This is a genomic window from Enterococcus faecalis, assembly GCF_029024925.1.
In the GTDB taxonomy this organism is placed as follows: Bacteria; Bacillota; Bacilli; order Lactobacillales; family Enterococcaceae; genus Enterococcus; species Enterococcus faecalis.
Window position 1 is genome coordinate 2,680,014 of sequence record NZ_CP118962.1, and the last position, 13,000, is coordinate 2,693,013.

Below are 13,000 nucleotides of genomic sequence, written 5' to 3' on the forward strand. Positions count from 1 at the left end.
GTCACTTCCTATTTTGTTTGGCTTTGGTTGCTTCGTACAGTCCTTGAATATAGGTCAACCCCATTGCTCGATCATATAAACCATAACCAGGCATCGCTTTTTCATCCCAAATTGCCCGCCCATGGTCAGGACGAATAACGCCTTCATACCCTACGTCTACCAGTGCTTGCATTAATTCCGCCATATCTAACGAACCAGCGACACTCGGATGCGCCGTTTCTTCAAAACGATGCTCACCTAAATACTTCACATTGCGGAAATGAACAAAATTAATTCTGTGACCTATTTCACGAATCATAGTAGGCAAATCATTCGTCGGGTCCGCACCGAGGGAACCTGTACAAAATGTAATCCCATTTGCTGGTGAGTCCACCAAGGAAAGGATCCGTTTTAAATCCGCTAAATTTTTAGTGATTCTTGGCAAACCAAAAATTTCCCAAGGTGGATCATCGGGGTGAATCCCCATTTTGATATTTTCTTCTTCACAGACAGGAATCACACGTTCTAAAAAGTAGCGCAAATTTTCGACCAAATCTTCTTCTGTTACGCCGGCATACATGGCTTTCAATTCTTGAAATTGTTGCAAACGCTCCTCTTCCCAACCTGGTAACCGGAATCCTTTTGACTGACTGTGAATTAATTGATACATGTCTTCTGGCTGCATGTTCTCTACCACAGCTTGATCAAATAACAACGATAAGCTGCCATCTTCATTCTCATACGCCAAGTCTGTTTTAGCCCAACCAAAAATAGGTTTGAAACTGTAGCACACTAAGGAAATTCCGCATTTCCCCAAGTTACGCAACGTCTGGCGATAATTATCAATATAGTGGTCTCGTTGATCCGTCCCCGCTTTAATGGCATCATGAATAGCGACACTTTCAATTCCTAAAAGTGCTAATCCTTCTTGCTCCACCGATTGTTTAAGTGCCTGAATTTCGGCTACTGTCCAAACATCACCTGGTAGTTTATTTAACAAGGTACCGACAACACCAGTAATTCCTGGAATCTGTCGAATATGTTTTAACGGAATGGCATCGCCTGCCGCTCCGTACCATCTAAATCCCCATTTCATTGCTTTCACCCTTTACTACATTCTTAAAAATCATCGTCCTCATCCTCTTCATCCTCAAATGAAGTCATAGAAATATCCCATGCTTGCACACTTTCTTTGCCTTGCGCAACAATCGCTTGCGCCGCTTCAGCAATCGGTGTGCCCAATAATTGATGGTTTATCGCTTCTAAGACCATTGGTAGGTTGGTACCACTCACCACAAAGATTTTCTTTTGTAGTGCTGGTTCGAGTTCGTTAATCACCAAAACTGCCTGATTGTAAGGACTCGCACTTAATAAGTCAACCATGACCAACACGCCATCCCCTTGTTGGACGTTCTCAATCGCTGTTTTAATTTGTCCGCCTAGTGCTTGGACATCGTCGCCACTATTTAGATTAACGGTTTCGATATTTTCGGTTGCGCCCATAATCACGGTAGCTGCGTCTTTCGCACCGTCACTTAGTGCACCGTGTGTAGCAATCACAATCCCTAACATAAAAGTTCCTCCTTCAATTCAGTGGCTTGAGTCATTACTTCAAACAGTCATGCAATGACTCAAGCGACTGTCCTTTTCTATAAATTAAATTTGCCTAAAACCTCTTTTAAACTAGTTTTTGGTGCAGAAGGCGTTGCTTGGAAATAAATATCTTCTACGCCATACACCTCATGTAGTTCTTTTAATTTTTCGGCATCTTCTTTGTTTAAATAAACTGATTTGGTTACTAATAAATCTTTTTCTGGATTCTTCTGTGCAATACCGCCGATGTTTAACTCCTTCATAGGGACTCCGTGTTTTACTAAGTCATAAATTACAGAGACGGTTTTAGCGATTAAAATACAGTTGTACTCTTTGAATTGGTATTCATCCCAATAAAATTTGGCTTTTTCCGGCGTAATGACAATGGTTTTTTGTCCTGTCCGACTGCCTGCACTTTTGTATAAATCACGCATAAATTTATCCTTTGCCACCACTTCATCGACAACGAAAATGGAATTAACGCCACTTTTTTGGGACAAGGTCACCATCACTTGTCCATGAATTAATCGTTCATCTACTCTTGCTAAATTTACTACGCCCATCTGATTCACGTCCTTTTCTTTTTATAAAATACCGACTGTTGCTAAGACAATTAGGATACCTGTTAACCACAATAATGCTTGCGTAACTTTCAAGCCTTTTTTCGTATAGAACCAATACACGCCCATTACGACAGCTAGCGGCAAGAGTCCTGGGACAATCTGATCAAGGATATCTTGGACCACAAACTCACGGCCAGAAAGTTTAAATTGAAGGGTTGAAGAAACTTTGACATAATTACCAGCTAAAATCCCCATCATGAACAACCCTAAAACAGATAACATTTCAATGGCTTTTTGAATCCCCGCACTTTGCATTAAGCCTGTGGCATTCCGCCCCATTTTGAAGGATTGTCTCGCAAAGAACACACCTAACAGTACTTGATAAAGGGCAAACGCCACAAATGGGAAAATCGCACCTAATGCGCTACCTTGTTGCGCCCACGGCACCGCAATCGCAATAAAAATATATTGAACCGTGCCTGAGTCAATCGCATCACCAATCCCAGCTAACGCGCCCATCAAGCCAGCTTTGGTGTTATACATTAAATCATCTTGCATCATGATTTCGCGGCCTTCATGTTCTTCTTTGGCCCGCTCTTGTTCCATGGAAGCCATCAACCCAGTAATGACACCGCCGCCCCAGCTTAATTGCGTATTGAAAAACAGCAGTTGACGCATATAAGCGGCTTTTAATTGTTCATCGTCTTTATATAATTTCTTTAAAAGTGGCATCATTGCGTACAATAACGAAGGCGCCAAGTAACGTTCAAAGGAATGGGGAATTTCATTGGCAAAATGCCAACGGAGATAGGCTTTTGTAACATCTTTATTGGTAATTTCTTCTGGTGCTAAATTCGTTGTTTTCGGCACGACTTTTTCTGTTGTTTCCGTCATTTCAGTTCCTCCTTTTTCTTTTAAAACCCATCATCGTAATCGTCATCATCATCAAAATCAGTGGTGGCACTGGCGGAACCAGCACTTTCTGCTACAGGTTTGCCTTTTTGGACTTGCACAAAAATTAACGCAATAATTACGCCAAAGATGGCATACGTTACCATGGTAATTTCCAATGACTTAAAGACGATACTCATGAAGTATGCAAGGAAAAAGAAAACCAAGAAATCTTTTCGACCAATGACATAGACCGTTGTCGCAATCCCAATTGCGGCTAAACCACCACCGACTACTTCTAACACGTGAATCACAACGGTTCCTTCTAATGCTTTAATAATATCGGCAATGACTGGTGCCCCTAAATAAAGAGCAAAAAAGACTAATGGAACGAATAAAATAAATGAGGCAATCGTTGGATACCAGATAATTGAGCGGGCAATTTTTTTAGAATTTAGTTCAGCCACCGCACGATCGGTATACTTCCCTAAAAACGTGTTAATAAAGAAACGGAATTGATATAAATAACTTCCTAAAAGACCGACAGGAACCGCTACGGCGATAGCCGCTTCCGGCTTCAAATTCCCTAGCAACGCAACTGGCACAGCAATCGCTGCCGCAATTGATGGTTCTGCTGGCATAGAGCCACCTGGTGAAAAAACACCCATGTAAATCATTTGTAATGCTGCGGTGACAATCATCGCTTTCGGGACATCGCCCATCACTAAACCTGCTACTAACCCTGTCATTAAGGGCGAGAAACGCAACGTTAACGTTGCTCCTCCTCCAAGCCATCTGGACATAATTGCTGCCACCCAAAGCGCCATTATCAAACTTTGTAAAACACTTAACGTTTCCATAGTTCCTCCTTCTTATCCTTGGTTTTGGATATACTTTTCTAGCTCTTCAATCCCTTGACGTAAACGTTCTTCCGAAATCTCAATAGGAATTAAATGAACCTTTTCTTTTGAATCAATAAATTGAACCATTGTATCGAGTACTGCTTCTTCTTCTGGGTAAAGGCCCATTTGTCGTAACGACATGGGCAAGTTTAGCTCTTGATAAAAAGGGATTAATGCGTCTATGATGGCCCACCTTTTTTCCAATGCTAATTGATAGAAGATGCCGTAAGCTACTTTTTCGCCATGTAAATAGTCATGACTTTTTGGTAAAAATTTACTCATAGCATCATGCATGGCGTGTGCTGCTGCATTGCGGGCGTATTTGTCGCCGAAGCCGCCGACTAATCCAGAAACAGCGAAAACAATTTCTGAAAGATGGACAAATTCAGGCGTGAGTTTGCCCTCGTCCATCGCTGCTAAGGCTGATTTTGAGTCCCGCATAATCGCTTCTTGCGAAAGCTTGGCGGTCGCTCCCGCTAATTGTAAAAAGGGTTCCCCTTGCAAATGGGCTTGGCGTAAAATGGTCTCTGATTCATACCATTTCGCTAACGTATCAGCTAAACCAGCGACAAAATAATCACGGGGCGCATCAAGAAGCAACTTAGGATCAGTGATTAAAAACGCAGCTTGGCGAAAGAAATGTTCCGTTTTGCCTTCGGCCGCGCCATTTTCTTGATACATCACAGCTAATGGTGTCCACGGCGCACAGTTACTAGCCAAAGTAGGGACCAAGCCAAAATTCAGATTGTTTAAATGGGCGCTGTAGCCCACTAAATCGGCTAGCTTACCGCCGCCGACTCCCAGAAGAAAGTCAATCTGGTGTTCCTTTATTTGCTGTGAAATTTGTTCGGCGCCAAAATAACTACATTCTCCTGTGTAAGTGTGATAGAAGAATTGATACTCTGAATCTGCCAAGAATGGTAAAAATGGCTGAGCTTTTTCAAAGGATACGGTGCCATGCACCACCAAAATTCGTTGGGCGTGATATTCCTTGAAAAGTGACGGCACCGAAGCTAAGGCGCCTTCGTGGTAACGATAAAATTGCGGTCCAACTTTCACTTTTAAATCAGTTAACATGCTCCTCCTCCTTCTTAACTAACGTAACGACTGACTTCTTGCACTGCCCGTTGAGGTAAAATACCTTGCACCACGTCTTCCACATCTTGCACGCATTTTTCTCCCATCGCTTGCAGGCATTCCATGGTATAAGCGGAGGTGTGCGGCGTCATTACTACATTTTCAAACGCAAGATAAGGATGATTTTTCCGACCTGGTTCCTCTTCTAAAACATCTGTCCCAAGCCCAGCAATTTTGCCCGATTCTAAGCCGGCAATCATGGCTTCTTCATCAATCAAGGCGCCTCGTGCGCTATTGGAAAGATAGACGCCGTCTTTCATCTTGGCAATTTCCGCCGAGCCAATCATGTGATAACTTTCTTCAGTTAAATTGGCACATAAACAAATGATGTCAGCTGAAGCTAGCAACGTATCTAAGTCTACTTTTTTGGCTCCATAACTTTGCAGATAAGTGGCGGATTTATAGGGATCATACGCTAACACGTCACAGCGAAATCCGTTTCGTAACGTCTCCACGACACAACTTCCTGTGTTCCCAACACCAATGACACCCACAGTTTTGTTAAATAACGTCCGACCGACAAAATTCGCTCGTTTTTCCCATTGATCTGCTTTAACGCTGGCATCTGCAGCCACGGTTTGCCGTAAAACAGCTAGTAAATTTGTGACATTGTTTTCCGCCACGGCATCTCGTTCTACTAAAGCTGGGATGATGGAAACAATTGTCTCGTGCTGTTTTGCAGCGTCTAAATCGATGTTGTTATACCCAATACCATGGCGAGAAATCAGCAATAATTCATCTTTATGTTCAAAAAATTCTTTCGTGAAAAATGGCGTCACGCTAGCAATAATAATCGTATATCCTTGTAAACATTCCGCTAACTCTTTGCCACCAATTTCACTGTCGACTGTAAAATGCTTCACGGTGCCTATTTTTTCTAAGCGCGTCAAGTGTTCAGGAAAAATTTGACCAAAACTACTGGAATTCACTATGGCAATTTTTTGTTTTTTTAACATGACTAAACTCCTTTACTGACTTTTTACGACTTCATGCCCGCCAAATCCTTGTCGCAAAGAAGCGACCACTTTGTTTGAAAAATGATTTGCTAGCATACTTTCATTTCGAGTAAATAAGGACAACGCCGTAGTTGGGACGGGCATCTCCAAACGCAATGCTTCTTCAATCATCCATTTGGCTTCGCCATTTGCTGCCACTTTCCCTTCTAGATTGGCTAACGTAGGATTTTCCGCAAAAACCTCTTTCGCTAAGCCCATCAAGCGAGCTTCAATAATCGAGCCGTGATTCCACACATCGGCTACTTTCTCCAACGCAAAATCATATTCGGCAGCTTCTAATAAATTGAATCCTTCGCCCATGGCTTGCATCATGACGTACTCAATCCCGTTGTGCACCATTTTCAAATAGTGACCAGCTCCTGATTTCCCAGCATAAAGATACCCTTGTTCACAAGCTAAATCTTCAAAAAATGGGGTTAACACTTTGACAGCTTCAGGCGCACCGCCAACCATTAAACAAGCTCCTTCCCGCGCTCCTTTGATGCCACCAGAAGTACCACAATCAATAAAATAAATTCCTTTTTCCTCAGCAAGTTGAGCATTCGCGACACTATCATGAAAATTTGAATTGCCACTATCCACAATGATATCCTCTGGTGCTAATTGCTCTACCAATTCTGCCACTAATTGATTGGTAATCTGACCAGCGGGGGTACTTAAAAAAATCACCTTCCTTTTATTAAGCGCTTTCAACAATTCCGGTAACGAATCTACAACGGAAAGCCCCTGCTCTCTAGCAGTCGCTCTTGCTTCCTTTGTCACATCAAAGCCAATAATGGGCCAGCCTTGTTCGTGAACATTTAATGCCATGTTCAAACCCATTTTCCCAAGTCCAATAAAGCCAATGCCCATTTTTCTTTCACCTGCCTCTTTTGATACTTCAATCATAAAGGATAAAAAAAATAATGTAAACGATTACACTAATTAAAAAATATTTTTTATTTTTTAGCAAAAATCTTGCCTACTCAAAAGGTAAAACGTTTTTATTTTTAAGGAGCTTTCATACAAAAAACACAAGTAAATCTCTTGGTATCACGTTCTTTTTACTGGCTACTTTCTTTAGTTGAGAGAAGTCTTTTCAAGACCCCTTCATTTTTCAGAAAAAAGATTATTTATTTTTTTTGGCTTTTTTTAAAGAATTTCTTTTTTGTGGAGAAAAAGAGAAATTGTATTTGTCCTCTTTTTCCACTATAATCAGTCTATACCAACAATGAAAAGGCATTCATTTTATTTTTAAAAAAATAAGATTGGAGGAACGTGTTAATGAAAAACCACTATTTGGATCAACGGATTCGGATCAAAAAACCGAATTTGAGCCTCACAGAAAAGAAAATTTCCGATTACTTTGTTCATTCTGAATCATTATTGACACAAATGACGTTAGAAAGTCTTGCCAACGAAATTGGCGTCTCCCAATCTTCCGTGTATCAATTTGTAAAAAAGATTGGCTATTCTGGGTTCCAAGAATTTAAAATTGATATCGCCAGAAATTCTAATTATCAGCCGACTTTTCAAAACGTCAATAGCGTGAATGGCGCCGATGATATTTCACCAGATGATGATAGTATTACCATTGCTAAAAAAGTCTTACAAGCCAATATTTATTCCCTCAGTAACGCCACACAGTTCTTAACAAAGGAGCTGTTAGATAACGTGTTGGCTTTGATGTACTCTGCCAAAACGCTTCACTTTTTCGGGCAAGGCGGCTCCTCGATTGTGGCTTTTGATAGTTTCCATAAATTCATTCGGACCAACTATCGGTGCAACTACATTTTTGATTACCACATGCAGTTAAGTTTTGTCACAAAATTAACCAGTGAAGATTGCGTATTTATTTTTTCCCATTCAGGCAAAACCAAAGAATCAATCAACCTAGCACGACAAGTTAAAAAAACCAACGCAAAAATGATTACGTTAACCGGTAACAGCGGTTCAGAGTTGGCAGGCTTGTCCGACGAAGCAATTATTGTCGTCACCGAAGAAGGCTTGTTTCGTGCGGAATCCTTGGCTTCACGGATTAGTTACTTAACGGTAATGGATATTTTATATACAAATACGATGCATCACAATTTTGATCAAAATGCCGATTCCTTGAAAAAAATCCGCGACAACATTAGCACGACTAAGACCGATCCGCATTATTTGTCGTAAGATCTGAATGGTGCTTATTTTTGTAATATCGGTCCTCGCAAATTGGCTTTATACCGTGACTCTACATTTTATGAAGCAAGTGAACTACTATGGAGGTATTTAAAAAGCGACCAATTTTTTGGTCGCTTTTTATCTTGTGGGTAAAAATAAGTTAGAAAAAAGAACTTGGGGGTTATGTCCAAGTTCTTTCTAAATCTTAAGACAATTAGTTAAATGCATGTGTTGTCTTAGCTTCATTTTAAGTTTGCTTATTTCGTTCATTCCGTTACTTTAAATTGTTCGGACACATATTTAGCGTAAGTTTTATGTTTACTTACTAGCTCATCATGTTTTCCTGAACCAGTTACTTTCCCTTTTTCAACAAAGTAAATGCTATCCGCATCAACAATTGTCGACAATCTATGGGCAATAACCAATGTCGTTCGGCCCTTCATTAAATTAGACAATGCCTCTTGGACCTTCATCTCAGATTCTGAATCTAGGCTAGCAGTAGCTTCATCTAACATTAAAATCTTGGGATTCCGCAAGAATGCACGAGCAATTGCAATACGCTGTCTTTGTCCTCCAGAAATTTTAACGCCACGTTCACCGACTTCCGTATTCAATTTATCCGGCATTTCTTCTACAAATTTTCGCGCATATGCTAGTTCCAAGACATCCCATAGTTGTTCATCTGAGAAGTTTTCTGCTAAGCCATACGTTAGATTATCTCTGATTGTCCCTACCATAATCGCAGAATCCTGTGATACAAAGCCGATTTGACGACGATAATCTGATAATTTGATATCTTTTATGTCAATATCTCCAAATTTAATTTGTCCTTCTGTAGGTTCATAAAACCTTTCAATTAAACTAAAAATCGTCGATTTCCCGCCACCTGATGGGCCTGCAAAAGCAATTACTTGGTTTGGCTGAGCAGTAAAAGAAATGTCTGTTAAGATAGGTTCTTCTGGCGCATCTTCATAAGAAAATTTTACATTTTTAACTGATAAAGTCTTTTCCGATAAATCAATATCTTGTCCACTTTCAAAGTCTTCAGGTTCTCTAGATAACAATTCTTGCACTCGTCGCGTTGATCCTGCTGCTTTAGCTACTTCAGAAAATAACGTCGCAATGATTGGCATGGCACCAATAAGATTAAATAGATACATTAAGAAACTCATCAATGTTCCGATTGTCATCACACCAATGGCAATTCGATGCATCCCATATGCTAATAGCCCAAATACCATGCTCATAAAGACCATCATCATAATTGGTTGCATAGATGCATCAAATATTGCTTCTTTTTTCCCTACATTAAATAACCGATCCACTTCATTTGCAGCACGAACCTGCGCCTGAGATTCAGCATTAGAAGTTTTGACTAAACGAATTTCACTCAACGTTTCAGTAGCAAGTCCATTAAATTGACTCATAGCATCTTGGCGAATGTGACTAACTTTTGAACCAAATGCCATTACTGGAATCATACAAAGGATTACAACAGGAACAGCAATTACCATAGCAAGCGACATATGCCAATCCATTTTAATCATCATATATACCGTACCAATAACTGTAATCACACTGGCAATTGTTTGAGGAAAAGTAACGGCTAACAATTGCTTAACTTGATTAGTATCATTTACGACCCGGCTGGATATTTCACCCGCTTTAACAGAGTCAAAATAAGAAACTTTTAGAATAGTTAATTTATTCCATAAGCGTTTACGCATATTTTGGATGACATTTTCACCAAAAATACCTAAAATTGTCCCTCCTAATGCAGAAACGAGTGCTGAAAATATAAATAATCCAACAACTTTACCTAATAAACTATAATCTACTCCCTTTTGAAAATTATTGACTAAACTTGAAGCAAGTTTTGGAACGTACACTTGGATACTAGAAGAAATCACAAGAAATATCATCCCAATGCCAAGCAGTAAATAGTTAGGCTCTGTCATCTTGATTAAGCCTAAAAATTCTTTAAACGAAAATTTTGTTTTATCTGCTCGGATAGAATCATGACTATTTTTGCCGCCTCCACCTACTGCCATTATCTTCTCCGACCTCTCTTCCATCCTTCAAAGCCACCGTATTCACCGTTGAATTCACCAAATCTACCAAAGCCATCATGTCCCATCATCTGTTCTCTAGCTCTACCATATCTAGCTGATATTTTTCTGAAATGTTCCCAATTTTTATCGTCGCCAAAAATTGTTTCAATTTTATCTAAAAATTCTTCACTAGAAATATTCTTTTCTATACGTTCTAAATAATTATTTAAAGACTCTAGTTCCTCCTCTGAAAAGCCCTTAAACATTTCTTCATTAAATCCATTGGAAATATTTCCTTGAGTACTTAAACTTTCTCGTCCCTTATCGGTCAATACAACGAATGTGACCCGAGCATCTGATTCATTTTTGACTCGTTTAACTGCTTTAACAGACTCTAATTTTTTTATGATTTGTGTCACACTAGAAGGTTTTATATCTAAATATTCAGCGATTCTTCCAGCTGTTACATTTTCTTCAGAAGCAAGCAATTTTAACGTTTCAAAAGTGTTATCTGGTTTCTCCTCTATGCTAGAAGCAAAGATTAAGTAAGGTTGTTGAGCAATTTTTAATAGTTTATTTAAAATATCTGTTTTTTTCATAATTTCCTCCAAAAAATTTATTTAGTTTATATATAAGCTAACGAACTAAATAGTAATCTATTTAGTTTACTTTGTCAACAAAAAACTAATTATTTGTATGTAGATATAACCAAAATGAAAAATAGCATACAGAAACTGCCGATTTGTTTTATCGATTCATCTGTTCCTCTACTTAAAAATCTATTTGCCTATTCATCATGAATACTAAAAAACGCTTGGCACAAGCCAAGCGTTTTGATTCTCTCTTTACATCGAACCTTTAAAAACATCTTTATTCTTAGCAAAATAATCAACACCAGAGTAAATGGTGAAAATCAAGCAGGCATATAACATGATTTGATCTAGTGGTAGATGGAGTGCTGAAAATGGAATGTTGTTAATGAATAGTAAAATAATTGCAACCATTTGGGTAGCTGTTTTTACTTTTCCTGGCCAAGCTGCTGCCATTACTTCGCCATGTTCGACTAATAACAACCGTAAACCAGTTACTGCCAATTCACGACAAACAATAATTGCTACAATCCAAGCAGGTACTTTGCCTTGACCAACTAAGACGATAAAAGCGGTCATCACTAGCATTTTGTCCGCTAATGGGTCCGCAAATTTTCCGAAGTTCGTCACCAAGCCTTGTGCACGGGCAATTTTGCCATCCAACCAGTCTGTAAAACTAGCAACTGCAAAAATAATCGCGCCCACTAATTGGGTAACGGCTAACGTTGTGTCGCCAAAACTAATCGTTCCCCAGTCCATTGGCACCGACACAATAATAATAAAAATCGGAATCATAAATATTCTTAAAACTGTTAATTTATTTGGTAAATTCACTTCAATTGCCCCTTCCTTCTCCTGTTCTATTTTACGTTATCTTGCTGGCAGTGTCACGAAAAAAAGAAAAGAATCTGGAATAATTGCCGTTTGACCGTTTATTCAGAAATATTCTTGCCTTTTTTTAGAAAGAGCTGGTAATAGCCTAAACCTAAATTAATCATTCCAATCAATGTGATACTGTCTAAAAATTTAGAACCATAGATAAAGTAGAAATACAGTTGTAAGCCAACAATCAAGAAGCCCATGACCAACAGAGCGATTGAAAATATGGTGATAAGATTAAATTTTTTATTAACTATTTTAAGCATTGATAACCCCTTCTCTCTTGAATTATTATTGTCGTCTTTTTAACCATTCGCTGTTAATTATAAAAGAAAAGAATCTGGAATAATTGCCGTTTGACAGTTTATCCAGATTCTTCTTACACCATTTCTAACGATACGTAATCCCTAATGTAACATCCTTACGAATTAAAACTGGCGTTTTTTCCAGTGTTAAATCGGCGCCATCGACTTGAATGGCGACGTTATTTGAGGCGCCTAGAATCAGTGTTGCATTGGCGGCATTCGCAGGTAAAGCTGTTGTTTGGGTCTCTCCTGCTTGCAGGGTGTGTTGGTACGTATAGTTGCCATCGACCATCACGCCAATCCAGCAAGAGCCTTCAGTCCCTTTAAAGGTAATGTTGATTGGACTATTCGCATCTTTAACCGTTGCAGTCACTTGATTGTTGGCATCACTCACCACAGCCACAGCTGTTTTCTTCTCTGGTTCGCTTGAAGAAGACGGTGGTGTACTACTTTGTGTGCTACTTTCTGGGGCTTGACTTGATTCTTTGGGTTTTTCCACACTGGCACTAGTTGCAGGTGTTTGAATAATCGGTTCGGCTTTTTGATCTTGCCACATAATGTACAGCACTACGACCGCAATGGCTAAACCAATTAACGAAAAGGCAATGGCTGGTAAGTTCCGCAGTAACCAACTGGATTGCTTTTCTTCGTCATGCAATTGCTTACGTGATCCTTCAAGCTCTTCATACACTGGCTTGGGTTCTTCGACAATTGCTGGTTCTTTGCCATCATAGATATCTACCAATTGATTGCCATCTAAGCCGACCGCACTTGCATATTGGCGGATAAACGCCCGCACATAAAAGGTGCCTGGTAAGGACTCAAAATCGTTTTGTTCAATAATTTCTAAATATCTTTTTTGAATTTTTGTCATTTGTTGCAGTTCATCAATTGAGATGTTCTTCTGCAATCTTGCTTCTTTTAGTGTTTCTCCAATATTTACGCTGGCCAC

14 protein-coding genes are annotated in these 13,000 nt (G+C 39.5%); 1 reads left to right on the top strand and 13 read right to left on the bottom strand.

From position 1 onward, the window contains the following. Nucleotide 1: 1 nt before the first annotated feature. The 8 genes from uxuA to gnd form a co-directional block, all read right to left on the bottom strand. Nucleotides 2–1,075 (bottom strand): mannonate dehydratase, encoded by a 1,074-nt coding sequence (gene uxuA / locus PYW42_RS13250; RefSeq protein ID WP_002388613.1) that lies wholly within the window; start codon nt 1,073–1,075, stop codon nt 2–4. 23 nt (nt 1,076–1,098) lie between these two features. Continuing rightward, the gene (locus tag PYW42_RS13255) at nt 1,099–1,551 is read right to left on the bottom strand and encodes a PTS sugar transporter subunit IIA (RefSeq protein ID WP_002354905.1); all 453 of its coding nucleotides are present in this window, start codon (nt 1,549–1,551) and stop codon (nt 1,099–1,101) included. Between the two features lie 77 nt (nt 1,552–1,628). Beyond that, nucleotides 1,629–2,135 (bottom strand): PTS system mannose/fructose/N-acetylgalactosamine-transporter subunit IIB, encoded by a 507-nt coding sequence (locus PYW42_RS13260; RefSeq protein WP_002354904.1) that lies wholly within the window; start codon nt 2,133–2,135, stop codon nt 1,629–1,631. A 21-nt stretch (nt 2,136–2,156) separates the two neighbouring features. After that, on the bottom strand, nt 2,157–3,029 hold the full coding sequence (locus tag PYW42_RS13265) for a PTS system mannose/fructose/sorbose family transporter subunit IID (RefSeq protein ID WP_002354903.1): 873 nt from the start codon (nt 3,027–3,029) through the stop codon (nt 2,157–2,159). A gap of 20 nt (nt 3,030–3,049) precedes the next feature. Further along, on the bottom strand, nt 3,050–3,886 hold the full coding sequence (locus tag PYW42_RS13270; protein ID WP_002354902.1) for a PTS mannose/fructose/sorbose/N-acetylgalactosamine transporter subunit IIC: 837 nt from the start codon (nt 3,884–3,886) through the stop codon (nt 3,050–3,052). Nucleotides 3,887–3,898: 12 nt separating this feature from the next. Then, entirely contained in the window at nt 3,899–5,005 is a 1,107-nt protein-coding gene (locus PYW42_RS13275; RefSeq protein WP_010816200.1) for an iron-containing alcohol dehydrogenase family protein, read from the bottom strand. Nucleotides 5,006–5,019: 14 nt separating this feature from the next. Further along, nucleotides 5,020–6,021, bottom strand: a complete 1,002-nt coding sequence (locus PYW42_RS13280) for a D-isomer specific 2-hydroxyacid dehydrogenase family protein (RefSeq protein ID WP_002389426.1) — start codon at nt 6,019–6,021, stop codon at nt 5,020–5,022. A 12-nt stretch (nt 6,022–6,033) separates the two neighbouring features. Then, nucleotides 6,034–6,969 (bottom strand): phosphogluconate dehydrogenase (NAD(+)-dependent, decarboxylating), encoded by a 936-nt coding sequence (gene gnd / locus PYW42_RS13285; protein WP_002411265.1) that lies wholly within the window; start codon nt 6,967–6,969, stop codon nt 6,034–6,036. Between the two features lie 375 nt (nt 6,970–7,344). Between gnd and PYW42_RS13290 the strand changes: the two genes are divergently transcribed. Next, nucleotides 7,345–8,232, top strand: a complete 888-nt coding sequence (locus tag PYW42_RS13290) for a MurR/RpiR family transcriptional regulator (protein ID WP_002411264.1) — start codon at nt 7,345–7,347, stop codon at nt 8,230–8,232. A gap of 257 nt (nt 8,233–8,489) precedes the next feature. Here PYW42_RS13290 and PYW42_RS13295 read toward each other — a convergent pair whose 3' ends face one another. The 5 genes from PYW42_RS13295 to PYW42_RS13315 form a co-directional block, all read right to left on the bottom strand. Next, the gene (locus tag PYW42_RS13295; protein ID WP_010709044.1) at nt 8,490–10,274 is read right to left on the bottom strand and encodes an ABC transporter ATP-binding protein; all 1,785 of its coding nucleotides are present in this window, start codon (nt 10,272–10,274) and stop codon (nt 8,490–8,492) included. Next, nucleotides 10,274–10,873 carry a MarR family winged helix-turn-helix transcriptional regulator gene (locus tag PYW42_RS13300; RefSeq protein ID WP_002359022.1) on the bottom strand — a complete coding sequence of 200 codons (600 nt, stop codon included), beginning with the start codon at nt 10,871–10,873 and terminating at the stop codon, nt 10,274–10,276. Before PYW42_RS13300 ends, PYW42_RS13295 begins: the two co-directional genes overlap by 1 nt. Nucleotides 10,874–11,119: 246 nt before the next feature. After that, complete coding sequence (gene pgsA, locus PYW42_RS13305; RefSeq protein WP_002365382.1) at nt 11,120–11,698, bottom strand: CDP-diacylglycerol--glycerol-3-phosphate 3-phosphatidyltransferase; 579 nt, start codon at nt 11,696–11,698, stop codon at nt 11,120–11,122. Between the two features lie 98 nt (nt 11,699–11,796). Beyond that, nucleotides 11,797–12,009: a hypothetical protein gene (locus PYW42_RS13310; RefSeq protein ID WP_002359021.1), complete on the bottom strand. Its 213-nt coding sequence runs from the start codon at nt 12,007–12,009 to the stop codon at nt 11,797–11,799. A gap of 124 nt (nt 12,010–12,133) precedes the next feature. After that, nucleotides 12,134–13,000 (bottom strand): RodZ domain-containing protein, encoded by an 867-nt coding sequence (locus tag PYW42_RS13315; RefSeq protein WP_002359020.1) that lies wholly within the window; start codon nt 12,998–13,000, stop codon nt 12,134–12,136.